The following is a 20,644-nucleotide window of genomic DNA, read 5'->3' on the forward strand; positions in this document are numbered from 1 at the left end:
CTGCTTGGGTTTTTTGCGCTGTAGTTTTTGTTTATCGTGTTATTTCTATTTTTATTATCGTTGGTGAGATGCTAGTCACATCCTTCTTGTTGTTTTAACTGACTTCCGTTGTTTTGTTTCTATTTCCTTATGTGATGTATTGTGACATATCCAATTATGAAGAAAAGTAGTATTTTTCTTATCATCATGTAAGCAAAAACGTACAGGTCTGTCTAATATTTAATAAATAACGGTTTTTGCCCCATTATCGTACAGTTCTGTATAACATTTAACTTAACAATTCACAGGAAAAATGGCTGTTTAAAAATCATATTACAGATAAATATATTGATATTATTGATATAAATTTTTAAAAGAAATTACACTCAATATTAGCTTAAATCCGAACTTTTCTGATAATTTTTAGAAGTAAATAAAATTGAGAATATAAAAAAGCCCTGTAGTCTCTCCCAAAACTACAAGGCTTAGCGGCTGTAAGTTTCCTCTTTATACACCTACGTCATTGTAAGTTCGCAGTCTCTCGACTTAAGCTATTATTATTGTGCGATTTTGCCCGACATTCCTTGCCAAGCTCGTTGTGCGTTTATAATCTCAAAAACGTGGGGTGTACTCTAGCAGCAAATATCTCGAATCTATGTAAGCTTTTTCTTACAAGGGTAAAAATATTAAGTTTGGCTTAACGAACTAACCGATTAACTTTCTGAACTAAACCACTTTTTCGTGTCGTACGAACTGTAAAGGACTGTAGTAAAGCTTCGGGATGAACCAAAAGACTTACTACTTTTTTAGCGCGTGTAATCGCAGTGTAAATAAGCTCTTGGCTTAATAAATTCTTTGCGGCTTGATCTAAAACGACAGCAGTGTGTGTAAATTCAGACCCTTGTGATTTATGAATCGTTAAAGCGAATGCACTTTGAATACTTTTAGGTAATCGATTTGCCGCGACCCATTTATTCAAACTTGGAAAATATACTTCAAACTGCTGAGGCTGAGTTCTATGTTCAAAACACAGACCAATGTCACCATTTGAAATACCGAGCTGATAGTCGTTATAAGTCATCATGACCGGACGACCGACATACCATCCCCCAGCTATCACTATTGAAAGTTGTTGCTGTATCCAACGCTGTGCATATTGATTTAACTGCTGTAAGCCAAATGGACCATGACGAACAGCCGTTAAAATACGATAGTCATCAAATGCTTTTACTACGTTTTGGACCTGTTCAATAGAGCGTTCTTCTTTTAAATAATTTTTTAGGCTTTTTACATATCCTTGGAAACCGAGCATGAGCTTCTGATAATAAATTTCGACTTCTGCGTGATTCCCTTCTGGCAAATACTCAAGCTGAACCACATCTGGCATGTCACTTTGTAAAACTATAGGCTTTAATTCAGAAACCTCAACAATATCAATTTCAAACTGTTGCAAAACCTGCTCATGATTAATCTGACTGGTTTGCATTTGAATAAAACGTGCCACCTGCCCAATCAATGCCCCTTCAGCAAAACGGCGACTGGTTTGTAATTGTACCCTGTTGTCGGCGAGTGCCTGTATTTGTTGCAAATCAGCAAGAACCGCTCCGACGTCGACGGAAGCCAGCTGATTTGCATCTCCTAATAAAATAATTCGACAAGACTCTGGCATTGCTTCAAATAGAAGAGTAGCTAGATTTAAATCCAGCATGGAAGCCTCATCCACGACAATCACGTCATAAGGAAGCGGTTGTTTTTGATTAAACCGTGGTGTTTGACTATGCCCCATTCCCAATAATCGGTGAATTGTTTGCGTTCCCTGATTCCTTAGTTCTTCACTCACTAATCCAGACTCAAGCAATTTAGGGTCATTAAACGAGTTCTGTAAGGCCTCTTGCATGCGCTGTGCGGCTTTACCTGTTGGAGCAGCCATCGCTACACGAATATGTGGAATTGCTTGGCTAAGCACTGCAATAATACGTGCAAGCGTATAGGTCTTACCCGTACCTGGCCCACCCGTAATAATACTCAGGCTCTGCCGAGCGACCATTTGTAAAGCTGCCTGTTGATGAGAGTCTGTGAGTAGGTTTAAGTAGTCATCACAAGATACAGGTTGAATTAATTGTTGCTTTAATCGACAAATTTGTTCTGCAAGTCGTTGCTCTAGGTGCCAATATCGGTATAATGCCAACCCCTGCTCATCATAGACGCATGGGGCAACATTTGAGGTTGCTTGATCGGCAGATATAGCAAGCTGACCAAGTGCTGCAATTTGCTCAGAACTGACATCGATACAACTATCGCCTTGTAAGCTCGCTTCAATAAGCTGCTGCAAGTAAGAAGTGGCTTCTGACACTTGCGATTGCTCAGTAAATGGAGCCTGATTTAGGAAGCTACTCCACGTTGTTAACCAGCTTAAATCGGCCTGTTCAGAGCTATTTAGATTGTCCACACACTTATCCACCTAGTTTTCCACACGCTTGTCCACATGGTTATAGACAGGCTTATCCACATGCCAAATATTTGTTAATATTAAAATTACATACTTTATCAGCATTTTTCATGCAATTTTATCCTCAGCAAAATACCCTAAAATGGCATCAAGACGCAGAATAAACTCAATGCTAGGCTGCCAGTAATAATAGCCCTGCTCAGCTTCACCATTCATGCCACGTAAATAAAGATAAGTTGCCCCACCTAAGTGTTGCTCAATTTGGTAATCCTGCATTTTGACTTGCAAATAGCGATGTAATGCAACGAGATATAAACCTGCTTGTAGCCAATAACTTGCTAAAGACATGCTTTGGGCAATGCTATCGCTACGATAATCTGCAAGATCATCACCTAAGTAATTACTTTTATAATCGGCAATGTGGTAACGCTGCCCATCAAAATAAACTAAATCGATAGAACCATTAAGGTAACGTGCTGAACGTGCTTCAAGTAATTCAGGCATATTCAAACCATACTCAGCGAAAAGCTGCTGAATACGTGTCATCGCTAGAACCCGATCTGATAATGCCAAATAAAAAGGAAACTCTGACAAATACTGCTCTTGTTGAAGCTGATTTAGTCGGAAACCTTGATAAAGCGGTGTTCGCAAAATATCTTTCAGCCACTCTGCAACTGACTGGTAAAGCAGATTCTCGGCATCTTCTTGCTCTGGGAAGCTCTCGTTATATTTATTAAGTAAATCTTGCCAAAGACTACTATAGTCATTTTTAAAACGACGACGTATTTCACTTACCCAGTCATCTGAACATTGAAACTCGATGTGTTCAAATATTTCATGTAAGAAATTACCGGCAAGCGTTCCTCGCGGGAAGTTACTCTTTATCCAGTCAATCGGCTGAGCACTAATTGCTTCAGCAGTGTTAATTAAATCCAGCTCATCTTCTGCTAAGACAGCCTCATTGCTCTGACTGGCCAATAAATCTGTGCCAGCCTTATGTTTTAAATGCTGTGCCAAGTAACTGAAACTGGTTTTACCTCTCGAATAAAAACGTTGTTCAGGAAACCGTTGTGCTTGTATTTCAATAATACTTGTTTGTTTGGCTAAATGAATTGCCTGTGGAATCTGCTCCAAAACCATTTCATCCGTACAGCAACGGTGTTGAAAAGGCTCAGTCCTATTTTTCCAAAACGCGAGGCCTGATACTGATTTACCATCCACATCTTGTAAAAGCGCGTAGACGCGGTGGCTTGCTCGCGTTAAAGCGACATACCAAAGACGATTCTGTTCAGCAAGCGCTCGTTCTTCGTGTTGCTTAAGTTCAACTTCATTTAAATAAGTTTTATCAGCAATCGCAACTACACGTTGAGTCAAAGTCTGACTTGAGTCTGGTTGAATTACATCTTGAGTCGAAAAATTCAGAGTTTTGTTATTTTCTCGAAAGGGCTTGTCTGCACCCAATAAAAATACAATCTTAAATTCCAGTCCTTTTGACTGATGAATTGTCATGAGCTGAACACCAGCTTCACTCGACAATTTACGCTCTAATTCCCAATCACGATCGAGAGGAGAACTCAACTGTTTGAGATACCAGTGATAGAGATTTTGCGCGCCTGAGTATTTCTCACTGTGCTGACTCAAAATTTCAGTTAAATGACGCAAGTTCACCACAACCCGTTCATTATCTTTACTTTGGGCAGCGACCAAATTTTGCCATATATCAAACTGGATTAAGCATTGTTGCCATGCCACTAAAAAGCCTTGAGCGGACCACAACTCTCTAATAGTGTCAAAACCAGTCATAAACTGGCTTAACCCTTCGGCTGTCTGTTCAAGCTGCAAGAGTTGTTTTAAATCCATAGCAAATAGACGGCTAATTAAAGCTCGCTTCACTTTTGCCTCATCATAAGGATGAAGTATGGCAGTCAACAAAGCACCAACATCTTGAGCAATCGTGCAATCGAAAACACTTCGTTTTGATGGCCTATTAACCCGAATTCCTAAACGTTCTAGCTCAAATTGGACTTTATCCAGCCCATCATGGTTACGGGACAATACCGCAATATCATCTTCGTTTAAGGTTTGGGTCTGAGCATCTTTTTGAAAATATAGCTCTCCAGCATGTGACTGATTGAGTAGATCTCGAATCTTCCAAGCAACTTGCTGTGCCTCAGTTTCTTTATCTTTGAGCATGAGCCAACGTAAAGGATGAGGATTATGATTATTCTGCTCAATCAGTAAAGGATGAGGTCGAGTGCCTGCTCGAATTGGGTCATATTGAACCTCTTCGCCAAAATCAATTTGTCGTTGAAATAAGGCATCGACGACTTCAACTAGATCGGCTACCGAACGGTGGTTATGAATTAACTTATATTCGCGCCCATGTTTGGCTTGAATATCTTTATAGGCATTTAGGAAGGTGAGCATATCCCCACCACGGAAACCGTAAATTGCCTGTTTTCGGTCACCCACCATAATCATGCAGCCTTTCTGGTAACGCTGCGGATGGCGCCAAATACTGGCGAGCATGTCGTCTTGATCTTGGTTAGTGTCCTGAAACTCATCGACCAGAATTAAGGGATAGCGCGCCTGAACAAATACTGCAAAACGTTGTCCCTGCTCGCCCTTTAAAGCATCAGAAAGTGTACGGATTTGCTGAGAAAAGGTCGTTTCGCCTTTATTTTGTAAAACCTGCGGTAGTCTTTTTTTAACTTCGACACACAAATAGGCCTTCAAATAAATATGAAGCTGGTCGAACTGCTCAGCATAGTTTTTCAGTACACCAAAGAGTTGCTGCATCTGCTGAACTGTAGTGTGCTGATAAAACCCATCTGAAATTTCAGCAGGACATTTCTTAAAAACTTTCTGATCGGCAATTTGACCTAAAAATTTAAAAACAAGTTCACGCTGTGCAGATAGCGACCCATCAAAAACTAAAATACTGTCGCTTTGCGTTAAAACTTGCAGAAGCTGCGGTAAACATTCACTAAATAGTTTATTAAAAGCGCCGTTTCGAAATACCGTACCGCTCACATGCTTATAGTGTTCGCCATCGAGCTGGTAATAGTGCTCTAAAAGGCTTAAGTCAATTTCTGTCGCTAGCTGTTTGAGCTGTGCAAGTTGTTCAAATTGAATAGTTGGTTTTGTAGGAAGTTTAAAATGTGCAGAACTAAAATTAAGCGAGTCTTCGACGAGTTTGACAAAACTATCGACACTCTTAAGTTCACCTGCCAGATACAAGGCATCAATCACAGTTTGAGGCTGAGACTGTATCCATTCACGTAGTACATCATGAATCAGTTGTCGGCTATAAGTTTTGGCATCATCGGTAATTTGAGCACGTTCAATTTTGCCACTCTCAAAGGCAAACTCTCGTAATAGTTTTTGGCTAAAGCTATCGAGTGTTCCGACAAATAACTCATCTAACTGATCGATGACCAATTTTAAACGTTCACACGCGTAGGCAATACGCGTCGCAAAGCTTTTTAAAATATGTTGAAGTAATAAGTCAGGCTCTTGCTCAGCCTGCGTAATTAATTCGTGTTCTGTAAAACTACGCTTGGTCTCTAAGTAACGATACGTTTCTACCAAACGGGCACGAATACGACTTTTTAACTCAGCAGCGGCAGCACGGGTAAACGTGGTCGCAATCACTTGTTTAGGCAAGTATTTTTCAAGAAAGATACGGACCATCAAGCTCGATAAGGTATAAGTTTTTCCTGTACCTGCCGAAGCTTCAATTAAATGTAAACCACTAAATTCAATATCAATAATAGGTTGATAAGACACCTGTACTCTTGAGTTCATGTCTTACTCCGAATGTTGAAATTGAAAAACCGGATGATACAGATCATACGCAAACTCATCACAAGCATGTTGAAGCAAAGCTTGCGCATCTTGTTCTTGTAAAATAAAGCTCCAGTCTCGATGCAACTTGCAAGCTTCATTTTGAGTCATATCCATTGTGGTAAATGACCCTGTCTCATTCCAGTATTTTAACAGCTCAGTGTAGCTCTTCTCATCCAGTTTTGCTTTTTCTGCCTGATTTGTTGTTTCCCACTGATATGCTTTGGCTTTTTCTAATGGCTTTAATAATAAGGCTGCTGGTAGAACCAATGGTTGTTGCTGTGCATGACGCCAGATTTTAAACCATGGCTGTAAATATTGCCGAGCTTGCTCAGAACTTACACCACTACAAATCACAGTTTGATCGCTAAAAATCACAATACGGCGCTTTTCAGCTCCTGCACTTCCCTCATTCAAATAAGCTAACCAAAGTAGGTGTTCCAACCAGACTTTGGCTCGTCTTTTTGCCCGAGCGCTTGAAGGTTCCATACTCACCCAATCCCGAGTTTCAGACTTTGGAACCGTAATATTCATATGAAGTTGTTTAGCAATTCGCCAAATACGCTGAGTCGTTGGTGTCACTGCTGGTGCATAATGGTGAAGGCGTTCAAGCAAACATTCTTGCTCAAACACACCTTGTTGCCATGCGCTATATTTGACTTTACCTACAGGCAGCTGATCAATTAATACTTCAGGTTGTGCGTGCTGGTCAGATTGTTGTAAAAAATGTCGGATCGCATAGCGCCCTAAACCATCTAATAATAACGGTTCATTTTGGTCGAGCACTCCGACACTTCCTAAGTTTTCTACCCCTAAAGTTTTCAAATATAAACGTGCAGGGAACGTCACATCCTGTATCCACTGCTGGCTCTCTAAAACCAGCATATCAGGAGCTTGTAGCGGATAGGTCGTATTTGCCCAAGGTTGGCGGTTTCCTGAGACTTGCTGAATTTGTGAAGCGACCTTAAACCAGTGATCTTGATAACGGATCACACTTTTTTCTACAGTAAAACCTTTCGGGTCGAAGGGCTGTAAATGATGTAGGTGATAGAGTTGTTTTAATTGTGATGGAATCTCAATCCCTTCCACAACTACATTGTCAGGTACATCGTCTTCAGCTTTCACAATCAAGGCAAGGTGTTCACGGAACTCTTGAAGAATACTAGATGGTTCTCGTACCTCACCATCATTCACATCAAAACCGTTATAAAACAGCCATAAATTGTCTTGGGCTAATAATAAAGCATCTAAAAACGCACCTTGATCATCTTCAAGTCGAGAGCGGTCACCTAACTGTTGACGCAGTGCATCCATTAAATCAAATGGAACGTGTGTATCACGGTTTGGAAATTGCCCTGCATCCAGATTTAGCATGACCATTAAACGATAAGGTAACGGCCGAATATGTCCAATTTGAGCAAAGGTAATCTGCCCTGTTGGTTCAGCTTGTGCACTTTGGCTTTCTAAAGTTCGCTGAATTTCTTCAATAATATAAGGCAGAGGTAAGGTAATTTTGCGCAAAGTTCCTGTTTCTGTCTCGGCGTAATAGCTTGCGAGCGTCAACATTCGCTCTTGTTTCTTAACAATTTCCCGAACAGCTTTTAAAGCAGCAACACCGACCTGTTCAAACTCAACAATATCTTTGCCCAATACCTGAAGCCAATATTCAACCGTGTAGACTTTCCCCTGTTCATGCAGAGTCAGCCAATCACGGCGCTCATTCAAATCTTGATAAATTTGAATGAGTGTACCAATCAGCTCGAAATCGCTCGGTTGGACTTTGGCATAACTCAACACCTGATTAAATGTCGCATGCACAGGCACGGCAATACCAAGAGCCAATCGCTCTAAGGCAAATTTAAAGCTATATCGGTAATCATCATCACCGTCACACAAACTTCGCTTGAGATGTTCTGCATCAAGCCCTCGTTTAAAGCCTGCATCGGCGAGTAAATTTAAAATTCGCTCAACCTGAACATATTCAAGTTCATAACGTTGCTGAGTCGCATGTAAGCATAACCAGTCAGCAAAATCATCAAAGCTAAAACGTCCCTGCATCAGTTGAATACGCCCAATCACGGCGCGCCATGCATTCAGTGCATCAAGTGATGCAACACCTGCGATTTTCACAGGCAAATGCACACCTTGCTCTGTGGCCGTAGCAGGAAATACACTTCGAATTAAAGGCTCTATGTCAGCCAAATTAGGAACTAAAACTAAAATATCGTTTGGTCTGCGCGGCTGCTCATGCGGTTTAGCCAGCCAACCAATCAATTGCTCTTTTAATACTTCAAGTTGACGTAGCGTCGAATGACAAACATGAATCTGAATAGAGTCATCATCGGAAGCAAGCTCATATTGTTTAGCTTGGGGCTCCACTAAATGCAAAATATCTGACTGAACTTTACCGAGTAAACTTTCTGGGAAATCATCCACAAAAGCATCAACCCACTTACCTTCTTCACCCGTAGACAAATTCGATAATAGTGAAAAGTGGTCGCGGGCTTGTTTACCCAATCTGGTTAAAAGCGGATGTCTAGACTCACGCGCTTCAGCATTAAAGTTGAGTGTAAATTTATTAAAGAAATCACTAATTTCAGCATCTGTAGCCTTCGGGTTTTTCGCAATAAAACGTTCTTTTACCCCTAGGTCATAACGCTGTTTCCACAGTGGATCGACACTATCGGCCCAATATTCTTGTGAAGGGTTATAGTGCAAAATCAAGACATCAATATATTGGCCTAAACGGCGCAAGAACTGTAACTGGCTTGGCGGTAAATCTAATAACGTAAAGATCACTACTTGATTAGGTAATCTTGAAATAGCGCGCTTACTGCGATCCGGATGATCTAACTCTTGCCAGAACAACGCATCAATTTGCTGCATCTGCACAAAATCATCATGAAAATGTTGCTGCCACAACCAACGCTGCCAGCGTTCTAACTCCTCAGTTTGGTGCAATGCAAAAGCAGTCACTTCTTCATCTTTTTGTACAATATATTTTTCAATATCGAGTGCTCGACCCTGCCCCCAAGCAGACAACCAGTTTTCAGGACAAGTGCAACTATTTTCACAACCACGCTGGCACTGTCCACGATAAATCATATAGTTGCTAAATAAATCAGCAACCTGCTCAGCGACCCAATACAGCATTTTTTGTTTTTTTAATTGTTTATCTATGCCTTGTTCGAGTCGATCTGCGCTGTCATAAATACGCTGAACAATAGAATGTAAAGGATGTGATGTGTCTATGCTCATCGTGTCAGGTTGAATAAACTCATGCAAAGCCTGATGAACCCGCCATTTAAAAATCAAACGTGGGATGTTGGCTTTACGGACCTGTTCTTTATGCGCAGTTAAAACTTGCTGGTAGGCATACCATTGGAAGCCACGTACTCGTTGGTGAAACTGGTAATTGGCACTCATGCCTTGCTGTTCTGCAAGTTTTTGTATCAGCCACTGCTCGACCGCAGGACTTGGAACAATAAAATGCTGGGTTTTCAAAACCTGTAATGGATGCGTTGAAGCTTGAGATGTAGACGCTAATACACCTTGCAACAACACATCAATACGTTGACTTTGAATAACATGGATCCCCATTTATTTCATTTCCTGCTTGCATAATTTATGCACAAAATCATAAACATTCATTACTATACAACTGAATCTGACTATGTCACGTTGGTTTAAACACAGCATAATTTAACTTCAGGTGTCACTTACACTTGGTTTGAATGACGCCATCAAGAAATTTATACAGGTAGACATTATGAAAATTGACAAGATTCCTGACTATATTGATCCTAGCCTAAATCTGGAACAAATTCGCGATGAGTGCCATGATCTCATCAAAAAAAGAGCTTACGTCTCAGCAGGGGCGGCAATTGTACCGATCCCTTTTTTTGACGTGGTGATAGATTTGGGAATTTTGTCGTACCTGATTCCAGATATCAATTCCCGTTTCGGTTTAGCCCCTGAACACGTAAGTGTCTATGACCCAAAAACTAAAACAATTCACTGGGATGAGCTACGTAAACGTGGTTTTGAATTTTCAGGCTTTGTAGTGGCACGCACGACCGTTAAAAAAACATTTAACGGCTTCTTTGGCAAAATCGTAACGAAACAAGTGACTAAATTTATACCACTAGGCGGACAAATTGTAGCAGCTAGTTTAGGCTATTTCATGATGAAAAAAATAGCAGAAACGCATCTTACTGACAGTTACAATCTTGCAAAACGTATTCAGCAAAAAAGCCGTACCACCATTGTAAATTAATCTATGCCTTATGGCTGAGAGCTTAATCTGCTCTCAGCTGTTTTAAAACCGCCCTTAATACTTCTAGACGTGCCGTATATTTATCATCAGTTGCAACAATATACCAAGGTGCGTAGTCAGTACTGGTTCGCTCAAACATATCTGCTGCGGCTTTTAAATAATCATCCCACTTATCACGATTACGCCAATCTTCTGCGGTAATTTTAAAACGTTTATGCGGTGTCTCTTCTCTGGCCTTAAAGCGCTGCTCTTGCTCATCTTTGCTAATCGCAAGCCAAATTTTTACTACAATCGTTTGGCTATCAAATAAATCTCTTTCAAAACGATTAATTTCGTCATAGGCACGCTGCCACTCTAAAGGCGAAGCAAAACCTTCAACACGTTCAACAAGTACACGCCCATACCATGTCCGGTCAAAGATTGTGATTTTCTCGGCTTCATTAATGCGGTTCCAAAAGCGCCATAAGTAAGGATGACGTGCTTCAAAGCGTTCAGGTGCTCCAATACAGTGAATATCATATTCACGTGGGTCTAGGTTTTTAACAATTCGCTTAATTGCCCCCCCTTTACCGGCAGCATCCATTCCTTCAAAAGCAATGACAACATTACGTTTATCGAAACGCATGGCATCAGCAATTTTTTTGCTTAATTTATCGAGCTCTTTTTTATATTCAGCTTTATCAAGTGGTTCATCAGCAGGTTTTAATAAACTCTCTGGAATTTTAGCCTGCTGCCATTTCCCTTTGACTTCGGTTTCATGATCAGGAAGTTGGCGCATGTGTTGTAAAAGGTATTGCGCAAAAAACTGATCACGCTGCTTTTCATCTTCGCCATCAATAATGTACCAGTCGTCGGTAAAGCGACGGCGTAACTTTTGCAAAGTGTCATATTGTTTCTTGTTACGCCAGTCTAGGCCATGGAGCTTATGCCAGTGTTGCTCAGATGGGTCAATTTTGTCTAAACGTTTTTGTAGTGATTTCCATGAAAGATCGAACCAGACTTTAACCACATCGACATAGTTATTTTTTAGATCTTGCTCAAATGCCCGCATATTTTCAACATAAGCATCAAAGCGTGCCTCATCTAAAGGTTCAGATACATGCGTTGCTGTAACGAGCAAATCGCTATACCAATTGCCAAACATCACCACAATTTGGCCTTCGGTAGGAATAAACTCCGAATAAGATTGCCAAAATGCTTCTGTATCTGTCAGCACACGTGGCGCATCTGCTTTTACTCGTAAGTATCGAGGGTCCAACCACTCGCGAAGCTGCTTAACAGCCTCGCCTTTTCCAGCCAGTTCAATACCACTCATTAAAATGAGTGTGCTTTTAGCGTTGGGTTTTCCCCGACTTTCTTTTAACGCATATTGTGCTTCAATCAAGTCAACTGAAAGCAGTTCTTCATCTCGAATTTCAAATTTTGGTTGTTGTTCACTCATAGTCCACGGCTCTAATATTTTATTGTTTAATTTCGATGATCTTTAACTTATGCGGTTAAATGATGAATTGCTATACAAATTATGTCATTGCGACAAAAATCTGTCTAAGAATTGACGCATGAATCATTTTTTTTACATCTTCTCGCCATAGTACAAGGTTACAATGCCTCTTATGATTTTTTGCAAATAGCCCAATTAGAGCCTTAAATGTCTAAACTCGCTGCTTTTGATGATCTTTTACAACAATATAAAACATTTAATTATCACGATAATCCAGTGCTTGCCCAGCGTTTGCAAGATGTACAAACATGGCTAAAAGAGCGGATGAAAGATACACATCACGACTTTTTTAACTTGCCTGAACATAAACTCATGTCAGAGTATTTTTTAAATCGTTTATATGGTGGTCCAGAGTTTGATGCTCTGGCGGCTCAAATTGAACGCTTATTGAAATATGCCCATAAAGCCGAAAAAGTATTGCCTGAAAATGCAATTAAAACTGGCACTAAATCGGTAAGTTTAGCTGTACTTGCAACTCAACTTGATGAGCAAGTAGCTATGCAGCTTCTTGAGGACTATCCGGCAGATACAGTACTCACTGATGAGATTATGCGTTTAACCTTAATCAAGCTTGATCAGGCAGAAGCTCGTTATCAACAGCTTGCTCTTCTTGATGATTTAGGCGCAGCACTCGATAAATACATGCGCTCATTTATGATGTTTACGGCCTTTAAAATGTGTAAAGGTATTGCCCAGAAATATCACTTCGAATTGATGTATGATTTTATCCAAGATGGTTTTAGTGCGATGAAACCGTTAAAATCAGCCGAGAACTTTATCAAGACTTTTACTGAAAAAGAACGCCAAATTATTGAAAATGTACATTCAGGGCATCCGAATCCGTTTAGAGTGTGATAAGGTCGGCACAGAGAAAAAATCAACCTCGCGAAGTTGAGATTTTATTCATTATATTTGCATGATGATGCCTGTAAAAATAGACAAAATCTGTCATCATGCAGAACTTATTCCGTTTCACTTGAGTTTGAGTCTAGGAGAGACAATATGTCTAACGAAAACCAAAAGCCAACATCTCCAACTGAGCAGGCACAAAGTTCAGACAAAGTTAGCCCATTCCTAAGCTCACCTTTACCGTCAGGTACCCCTCAAGGGCAACAACAATCTTTACAACAAACCTTAACCGACACACCTATTAATGGTTCTGTACCGAAATATAATTTACCACGTGGTGCTGGCAATACTGGCAACGTTGGTGAAACCACCCACTTCGGTTACTCAACAGTTAGAACTGAAGATAAAGCTCAAAAAGTTGCAGAAGTATTCCACTCGGTTGCAAGCAAATATGACTTGATGAATGACTTAATGTCATTTGGTATTCACCGTCTATGGAAACGCTTCGCAATTAACATGTCTGGCGTACGCCGTGGTCAACACGTGTTAGATATTGCTGGTGGTACAGGCGACTTAGCAAAAGTATTTAGCCGTGAAGTTGGTCCTCAAGGTCATGTCGTTCTTTCAGACATTAACGAATCTATGCTTAATGTTGGTCGCGACCGCCTCATTGACGCAGGCTGTACCAATGTTGACTTCGTACTTGCTAATGCAGAAACTTTAGAGCCTTTTGCAGATAACAGCTTTGACTTACTCACCATTAGCTTTGGTTTACGTAACGTGACAGATAAAGATGCAGCGCTTGCTTCTATGTTCCGTGTGTTGAAACCAGGTGGTCGTTTACTTATTCTTGAATTTTCTAAACCTGTATTTGAGCCATTCTCAAAACTTTATGACCTCTATTCATTCACTGCTTTACCAATTATGGGTAAATTGGTTGCGAATGACTCAGAAAGTTATAAATATTTGGCTGAATCAATTCGTATGCATCCAGACCAACGTACCTTAAAAGGTATGATGGAAAATGCTGGCTTCCAGAACTGTGACTATCACAACCTTACTGCTGGTATCGTTGCCGTTCACCGTGGCTTCAAACTGTAAGGGATAACGATATGTGGTCGATTCTGGCACTCGGTGCAGTCGAACGTATCATTCATCATCTGATCGATCTGGATGCGGTTACACGCATTCAGCTTAATCAGTTACAGGGCAAAATGTTGCGTGTTGTGATTGATAGTCCGCAGCTTTCTGTCGATGTATTCTTTGACCAAGAAAAAGTACGTCTTGAACCTACTGCAACAGGGCACAGTGAAAAGCCTTCTATTTTTGAACAACGCCCTTTTGATGCGCAATTCAAAATTTCTGAAGCAACAGCAACTTTGCATGTTAAAGATGTCGTCGAACTGATTAAATTATTGGTCAGCGATCCAGATCAGATTGGCAATATCCCATTGCAAGGTGATTACCACCTGCTACAGGATATTCAAAAGATTATGCAGCAAGCTGAACCAGATTTAGCTGCGCACTTATCAAGATGGGTAGGTCCTCAACTGGCCCACGAAATTGGCAAGATTCAACTTGCACCAAAACATTTAAAACGCTCTCTTCAAAGTCATCTATTTTTTGCAGAAGACGCATTAAAAGAAGATAGTGGTCTATTTGCCCCTCGTTGGGAAATGGATGATTTAACTCAAGCAACTCGCAAGCTTAATCAAGACATTGACCGTCTAGAAGCAAGATTGCAGCAACTCAACATACAACTACAACCCTCTCAAGATTAGGTAAGACCGTATATGATTCCGCACGTTTCACGTTTACTCGAACTTTGGCGTATTGCAGCGCACTATAGACTCGATACGTTGTTCCCTGCGGATGAATTACCAGTTAAAGCTCAACGTGCATTAAGTGTTATTAAAATGCACCCAGCTGCATGGTCTAGTCGCGAACGTAAAAATCCTTTAAAGCTCAAAGAAGCTTTGGAAGAGATGGGGCCGCTTGCAATTAAGCTTGGACAATTACTGTCAACTCGACGTGATTTAATTCCACCTGAAATACTCGCTCAATTGGTCTTACTTCAAGATCAGGTAAAACCTTTTGATAGCAATGTTGCCAAACAACGTATTCAAGAATCATTAAAAGCTGACGTAAATACCTTGTTTGCACGATTTGATGACCAGCCATTAGCAGCTGCTTCAATTGCACAAGTTCATACTGCTGCTTTGCACGATGGTCGAGAAGTTGTTGTTAAAGTGACTCGTCCTGACATTCGCAACCAAATTTTGCAAGACTTTGAAATTTTGGCATGGTTAGGCAACACATTAGAAAGTCGCCTTGAAGCTGCTCGTGCCTTACATCTCTCTGAAATTATTCAAGACTACCGTCAGATTATCTTAAATGAGCTGGACTTGAGTATTGAAGCAGACAACACCCGTCGTATGCGCCATTATTTTACTGGCTCAACCATGATGTATGTGCCTGAAGTCTACATGGACACCAAAGATGTCATGGTAGCAGAGCGCATTACAGGTGTTCCTATTTCAGATACGGCAACCTTTGACCGTCTAGGCATGGACCGTGCACAACTTGCAGAAAAAGGATTAACCATTTTCTTTACGCAAGTATTCCGCGATAACTTTTTCCATGCCGACATGCACCCTGGCAATGTCTTTGTAGAAACAATTAATCCAAGCAATCCACGCTTTATTGCACTCGACTGTGCAATTATGGGTGAGTTATCTAAGCATGACCAGATGACCATTGCCCGCATGTTGCTTGCTGTAATGAACAGCAACTTTATGCAGCTCATTCAAATTGTGCATCAAGCTGGTTGGATTCCACCGGGTACAGACCAAGATGCGCTATCGCGTGAAATGCGTCGCACCGTTGGCCCAATGGTATCTAAACCAATGGATCAACTTGATTTTGCTGGCATCTTGATTCAAGTGATGGATATTGCCCGTCGCTTCCATTTAGAGATTCCACCACAACTTATGTTGTTGCTAAAGACTTTAGTGCATGTCGAAGGCCTAGGGACCGATCTTTACCCGCAGCTCGACATCTGGAAATTGGCAAAACCAATTTTGACTGAATGGGTCAAAGCCAACATGAACCCAGTCAAAAATATAAAAGAGTTAGGACAGCAACTACCTGACCTGCTTTTAGGTGCTCAAGATTTCCCAAGCTTAATTGTCGATAGTTTAAATGGTTTAAAAAATCAGTCTGCTTGGCAAGACCGTCAGTTACGCGAAATGCAGCAACTTCGTTTGCAAATGGAACATCAACAACGCCGCAGTTGGATGTTCGGTAGTAGCATGCTGATTTTACTCACCATCGCGATTATTAGTCCTTGGTTTGTTTCTATTATTTTAATTGTGCTGAGTAGTTTATTAGCACTTTGGCGCATCTTGAAATAAGTTCTAAATCCCTTGCCAATGCAAGGGATTTTTTTTATAGCTAACTTTAATTTTTAAAAATATAGATCGCTTGTTCGTTCATTGCTAAATTAGCATTCATAAATGCTTGAAAAGAACAAACAATGAAAACACCTCATTTTGCGATTATCGGTGCCGGTACCGCAGGTTTAGCCACTGCAATTTTGCTCGCCCGTGAAGGTAATGACGTTACTATTTTTGAACAAGTTGATGAGTTATCTCCAGTAGGCGCTGGTTTATTACTACAACCTGCAGGCTTAGCAGTATTTGAACATTTAGGGGTGCTCGATAAAGCTCTGCCATTGGGTGCAAAAGTAACGGGCTTAGAAGGACAACTTCCCAACAAGCGTCTTTTAGTCAACAGCCACTATCACGAAGCATCCGCAAATCTTTATGGCCTAGGTATACACCGAGCCACTTTATGTCATGTACTCACTCAAAAACTTAGTGAATATTCGAGCCAAATTACTTGGTGTATGAACCATTCTGTTGAGAGTTTTGAAGAACATAATAATGAAGTTCGACTATTCGGAACTCATCAAAATCAAAAGTTTGATGCTCGGTTTGACTCCGTCCTTATTGTGAATGGTGCTCGTAGCCAATTACGCCCCAAAGCATGGGTCAAAGTTGATCAAGCCTACCCTTGGGGCGCTGCGTGGAGTATCGTGCCTGAGTGCCAAGTACTCGACTCTGAAATTCTGCATCAATTTTATGATCGCTCGAAAATCATGATGGGGATTCTTCCTACAGGAGCGATTCCAACAGAACCTCAACAGCGCCTTTCAAGTATCTTCTGGAGCTTACCTACCCCACAATTACAAAGCTTCTTGCAAGATGAGCAAGCTAAACAAACTTGGTTAAAGCAAGTCTCAGAGCGATGGCCCAAAGTTGCAGAATGGCTAAAAGAGATTTTATACGACAGTCAAACTCAGCCTAAATGGCTATCTGCAAACTACCGTGATGTCGTCATGACTCAATTTGGTCAAGGCAGAATTGGAGTGATTGGCGATGCCGCTCACGCGATGAGTCCTCAGTTAGGACAAGGGGCCAATATGGCATTATTGGATGCTTGGGCTTTCTCTCAATCGTTGCAACATGCCCAAAAGAATCAAAATATTGATTGGCCCCTGCTCTGGCAGCACTACCACCAGCTTCGCCACTCATCTACTCAGTTTTATCAATTTCTTAGTCGCTTACTGACACCCCTTTATCAATCTGACCATTGGTGGGCTGGAGGCTTAAGAGATTTAGTTTTCCCTTGGATGTATCAAATCCCCTATTTTCGAAAAGAAATGGCAATCACGATTTCGGGATTAAAGACTGGTCCATTTCAGCAAATTGATTATGATCAAGTCGCTCAAACGCCTAGAGAAAGCCGTGCTTTCAATTTAAAAAACGAATCTTTGTCTGACTATTAACCCAACTAAATGATAGTGAACAACACATGAAAATTAGCCATCTTGATCATCTTGTTTTAACCGTCTCAAATATTGAAATTACCTGTAATTTCTATCAAACCGTATTAGGGTTTGAGGTCATCACTTTTAAAGGTGATAGAAAGGCTCTACAGTTTGGAAATCAAAAAATAAATTTACACCAGCAAGGTAACGAGTTTGAACCTAAGGCATTACAGCCAACTCCTGGATCTGCCGACCTGTGTTTTATTTCAGAAACTCCCATTTCCGAAGTGATTGCGCATCTTAATCAATTAAATATTACAATTGAGGAAGGCCCCATTGAACGTACGGGTGCGGCGCATCCTATTCTTTCAGTTTATATTCGCGATCCAGATCAAAATTTGATTGAGATTTCAAATATCCTCACGTCTTAGCCATTTGAATAAGATACCGATTGGTAAGCGTTACAAGCTATTCATTACGCAGACAAAGACAAAAAGGACAAAGAATTTTTCCGCAAAGCGACGTTGATGCCGTACACTATACAAGCTATTTTTTAGCATCTGATTGAAATCAATTTATAGTTCATATTTCTTTGGTGATTCCTCATGAATAACACGCAATGGCTCGATGAAGTAAAATTTAACGAACAAGGTCTTATCCCTGCCATTGCTCAACATCATCAAACCGGACGTATTTTGATGGTGGCGTGGATGAACCGTGAAGCACTCGCGCTCACAGCAGAAAAAAATCAGGCTGTTTATTTCTCTCGCTCTCGTCAAAAACTTTGGCACAAGGGTGAAGAATCAGGCCATTTTCAAACAGTTTATGAAATTCGTCTGGACTGTGACGGCGACGTAATTATTCTACAAATTGAACAACACGGTGGTATTGCATGCCATACGGGTCGTGAGTCTTGTTTCTATCGTAAACTCACACCACAGGGTTGGGAAATTGTCGATGCACAATTAAAAGACCCTACTGCAATTTATGGTGACAAAGCTAAAACTGAAAGCCACGATCATGCTCACACCACAGAACAAGTCGATGTACTTGCTCACTTAGGGCAATTGATGCAAGAGCGTAAGCAAGCTGAAGCTGATACTTCATATGTTGCAAGCCTCTACAAAAAAGGTATCAATAAAATCTTAGAAAAAGTGGGTGAAGAAAGTGTAGAAGCAATTATTGCTGCTAAAGATTTTGCTGCACAGGATTCAGAAGCTCACTTAAACGATCTCGTTTATGAAACAGCAGATTTGTGGTTCCATACTATTGTGATGTTGGGTTATTTCGATCTTAATCCACAACTTATTATTGACGAATTAGCTCGTCGTCAGGGTTTATCTGGTTTAGTTGAAAAAGCTAACCGCAACAAGGTTTAAAATCACTCAGTGTCGAATATTGAAAAACCTAAAGCCACCTATGAGCAAGCCATTGCCATAGATAACGCACGTCTTGGGCAATCATTTAAAGTGATTGCCTATGCTGGCACAGGTAAAACCACCACTTTACAAATGATTAGCGATGCCATGCCTGAACGCCGTGGTATGTATCTAGCATTTAACAAAGCTATTGCTGGTGAAGCACAAAACAAATTCCATCGTAATGTAGACTGCCGTACTTTTCACTCGCTCGCTTTTCGGAGCGTGCCGCGCGGTGTGACTGATAAATTACGCTTGCCTCGTTTAAGTCCAAGTTTTATTGCTAAAGAATATCGATTAGAACCAATTACGTTACGACGTATGATGGGTGGGCGTTATGAAAAATATGTCTTAATGCCAAGTCGTCTAGCGAGCCTTGTCGCTAATGCTGTCAGCTATTTTTGCTCGACCAGCTCGCAATACCCTGCTCCTCGACATATTCAAGCGCCCAACTGGTTGCATCCAGACGATATTATCGAATTACAAAATCACCTTTACCCTGCTGTGGAGCGACGTTGGTTAGAGTCGATTGACCAAAACCATCAAGCTGGTATTGGACATGATATTTATCTCAAACTTTGGGCATTGTCTGAGCCAAACATTCCTACTGACTACGTATTATTTGATGAAGCACAAGATGCTGACCCACTAATGCTAGGCATTCTGCTTCGCCAAAAAAATACTCAAGTTATTTATGTCGGTGATGCACATCAACAAATCTACGCTTGGCGTGGTGCAATTAATGCCATGCAACAATTGCCCTTGCCAGAATCTCGGTTAACCACTTCTTTTCGTTTTGGCGAAACGATTGCCGATGTGGCCAATGCACTGCTTGGCGGTTTAAATGAAACTGTTCCCTTACTTGGTAATCCAAACCAGAAATCAAGCGTAGTGAATAAACCGCATACCAAAATGCGTGACGCGATTTTATGCCGCACCAATGCTCGTGCAATGGAACTTTTACTGGCAGGCTTAGTTCACGGCGATAAAGTGAGTTTGCAGGCGGATCATCAAAAGCTAAACCGTTTTGTAGATGCCGCAAGCCTTTTAAAACAAGGCAAACGAGTTACTGACGTTCCTGAATTGGCATGGTTTAACTCATGGCACGATGTACATGAATACTGTGAAACTAATGAAGGAAGTGATATTAAACCATTGGTTAAACTGGTTGATGATCACGGCACTGACCCGCTAAAAAAAGCACTTGCAAAGATTACTCCACTTGAGCAAGCTGATTATGTCATCTCCACAGCTCATAAAGCGAAAGGGCTAGAATGGAATCGCGTTCATATTGAAGATGACTATCAATTTAAAATTAATGGCTTAGAACACAAGATTAGTGATGAAGAGTTAAGATTACTTTACGTTGCCTGTACTCGTGCTAAAGTAAGTCTAAATATCCATCATCTTTATGATCTGATACAACAATTAAAACTAAGGGCGCCTTTAAGTCTTCGTCAATCAGTTGGTTGAAGCGCTCATAATTAGGTGAGCC

13 protein-coding genes are annotated in these 20,644 nt (G+C 40.8%); 9 read left to right on the plus strand and 4 right to left on the minus strand.

From position 1 onward, the window contains the following. Positions 1 to 676 precede the first annotated feature (676 nt). The 3 genes from recD to I7H67_RS12520 all read right to left on the minus strand — a co-directional run bounded on the left by recD (position 677) and on the right by I7H67_RS12520 (position 9,874). Positions 677 to 2,428 (minus strand): exodeoxyribonuclease V subunit alpha, encoded by a 1,752-nt coding sequence (gene recD / locus I7H67_RS12510; RefSeq protein ID WP_198307992.1) that lies wholly within the window; start codon positions 2,426 to 2,428, stop codon positions 677 to 679. A 108-nt stretch (positions 2,429 to 2,536) separates the two neighbouring features. Then, positions 2,537 to 6,235: a UvrD-helicase domain-containing protein gene (locus I7H67_RS12515; protein ID WP_198307993.1), complete on the minus strand. Its 3,699-nt coding sequence runs from the start codon at positions 6,233 to 6,235 to the stop codon at positions 2,537 to 2,539. A gap of 3 nt (positions 6,236 to 6,238) precedes the next feature. After that, on the minus strand, positions 6,239 to 9,874 hold the full coding sequence (locus tag I7H67_RS12520; RefSeq protein WP_198307994.1) for an exodeoxyribonuclease V subunit gamma: 3,636 nt from the start codon (positions 9,872 to 9,874) through the stop codon (positions 6,239 to 6,241). Positions 9,875 to 10,043: 169 nt separating this feature from the next. Here I7H67_RS12520 and I7H67_RS12525 point away from each other — a divergent pair, with 169 nt between their 5' ends. Next, positions 10,044 to 10,550, plus strand: coding sequence for a hypothetical protein (locus tag I7H67_RS12525; protein ID WP_005301888.1), 507 nt, complete (start codon positions 10,044 to 10,046; stop codon positions 10,548 to 10,550). Between the two features lie 22 nt (positions 10,551 to 10,572). Here the strand turns inward: I7H67_RS12525 and I7H67_RS12530 are convergent, their stop codons facing one another. Beyond that, positions 10,573 to 11,991 carry a phosphate--AMP phosphotransferase gene (locus I7H67_RS12530; protein ID WP_151988897.1) on the minus strand — a complete coding sequence of 473 codons (1,419 nt, stop codon included), beginning with the start codon at positions 11,989 to 11,991 and terminating at the stop codon, positions 10,573 to 10,575. Between the two features lie 207 nt (positions 11,992 to 12,198). Between I7H67_RS12530 and I7H67_RS12535 the strand changes: the two genes are divergently transcribed. The 8 genes from I7H67_RS12535 (at position 12,199) to I7H67_RS12570 (ending at position 20,622) form a co-directional block, all read left to right on the plus strand. Then, a complete protein-coding gene (locus I7H67_RS12535) occupies positions 12,199 to 12,906 on the plus strand; it encodes an FFLEELY motif protein (protein ID WP_107880643.1) in 708 nt (235 codons plus the stop codon). Positions 12,907 to 13,053: 147 nt separating this feature from the next. After that, positions 13,054 to 14,001 (plus strand): bifunctional demethylmenaquinone methyltransferase/2-methoxy-6-polyprenyl-1,4-benzoquinol methylase UbiE, encoded by a 948-nt coding sequence (gene ubiE, locus I7H67_RS12540; protein WP_198307995.1) that lies wholly within the window; start codon positions 13,054 to 13,056, stop codon positions 13,999 to 14,001. A gap of 11 nt (positions 14,002 to 14,012) precedes the next feature. Beyond that, a complete protein-coding gene (locus I7H67_RS12545; protein WP_151988898.1) occupies positions 14,013 to 14,681 on the plus strand; it encodes an SCP2 domain-containing protein in 669 nt (222 codons plus the stop codon). Between the two features lie 12 nt (positions 14,682 to 14,693). After that, the gene (locus tag I7H67_RS12550) at positions 14,694 to 16,313 is read left to right on the plus strand and encodes an ABC1 kinase family protein (RefSeq protein WP_004794982.1); all 1,620 of its coding nucleotides are present in this window, start codon (positions 14,694 to 14,696) and stop codon (positions 16,311 to 16,313) included. 122 nt (positions 16,314 to 16,435) lie between these two features. After that, complete coding sequence (locus I7H67_RS12555; protein ID WP_151988899.1) at positions 16,436 to 17,749, plus strand: FAD-dependent oxidoreductase; 1,314 nt, start codon at positions 16,436 to 16,438, stop codon at positions 17,747 to 17,749. A 26-nt stretch (positions 17,750 to 17,775) separates the two neighbouring features. Further along, complete coding sequence (locus tag I7H67_RS12560) at positions 17,776 to 18,162, plus strand: VOC family protein (RefSeq protein WP_198307996.1); 387 nt, start codon at positions 17,776 to 17,778, stop codon at positions 18,160 to 18,162. Between the two features lie 174 nt (positions 18,163 to 18,336). Beyond that, positions 18,337 to 19,110 carry a bifunctional phosphoribosyl-AMP cyclohydrolase/phosphoribosyl-ATP diphosphatase HisIE gene (gene hisIE / locus I7H67_RS12565; protein ID WP_005301863.1) on the plus strand — a complete coding sequence of 258 codons (774 nt, stop codon included), beginning with the start codon at positions 18,337 to 18,339 and terminating at the stop codon, positions 19,108 to 19,110. A gap of 9 nt (positions 19,111 to 19,119) precedes the next feature. Next, entirely contained in the window at positions 19,120 to 20,622 is a 1,503-nt protein-coding gene (locus I7H67_RS12570) for a UvrD-helicase domain-containing protein (RefSeq protein ID WP_005301860.1), read from the plus strand. Positions 20,623 to 20,644: the final 22 nt, after the last annotated feature.

The organism is Acinetobacter sp. ACIN00229, assembly GCF_016106645.1.
Classification (GTDB): domain Bacteria; phylum Pseudomonadota; class Gammaproteobacteria; order Pseudomonadales; family Moraxellaceae; genus Acinetobacter; species Acinetobacter oleivorans.

What these genes read in the sequence shown, in the direction of transcription:
- I7H67_RS12515 (WP_198307993.1), bottom strand. Translation starts at nt 6,235, where the DNA reads ATGAACTCAAGAGTACAGGTGTCTTATCAACCTATTATTGATATTGAA.
- I7H67_RS12530 (WP_151988897.1), bottom strand. Translation starts at nt 11,991, where the DNA reads ATGAGTGAACAACAACCAAAATTTGAAATTCGAGATGAAGAACTGCTT.
- I7H67_RS12550 (WP_004794982.1), top strand. Translation starts at nt 14,694, where the DNA reads ATGATTCCGCACGTTTCACGTTTACTCGAACTTTGGCGTATTGCAGCG.
- I7H67_RS12520 (WP_198307994.1), bottom strand. Translation starts at nt 9,874, where the DNA reads ATGGGGATCCATGTTATTCAAAGTCAACGTATTGATGTGTTGTTGCAA.
- I7H67_RS12535 (WP_107880643.1), top strand. Translation starts at nt 12,199, where the DNA reads ATGTCTAAACTCGCTGCTTTTGATGATCTTTTACAACAATATAAAACA.
- I7H67_RS12555 (WP_151988899.1), top strand. Translation starts at nt 16,436, where the DNA reads ATGAAAACACCTCATTTTGCGATTATCGGTGCCGGTACCGCAGGTTTA.
- I7H67_RS12560 (WP_198307996.1), top strand. Translation starts at nt 17,776, where the DNA reads ATGAAAATTAGCCATCTTGATCATCTTGTTTTAACCGTCTCAAATATT.
- I7H67_RS12545 (WP_151988898.1), top strand. Translation starts at nt 14,013, where the DNA reads ATGTGGTCGATTCTGGCACTCGGTGCAGTCGAACGTATCATTCATCAT.
- I7H67_RS12525 (WP_005301888.1), top strand. Translation starts at nt 10,044, where the DNA reads ATGAAAATTGACAAGATTCCTGACTATATTGATCCTAGCCTAAATCTG.
- hisIE (WP_005301863.1), top strand. Translation starts at nt 18,337, where the DNA reads ATGAATAACACGCAATGGCTCGATGAAGTAAAATTTAACGAACAAGGT.
- ubiE (WP_198307995.1), top strand. Translation starts at nt 13,054, where the DNA reads ATGTCTAACGAAAACCAAAAGCCAACATCTCCAACTGAGCAGGCACAA.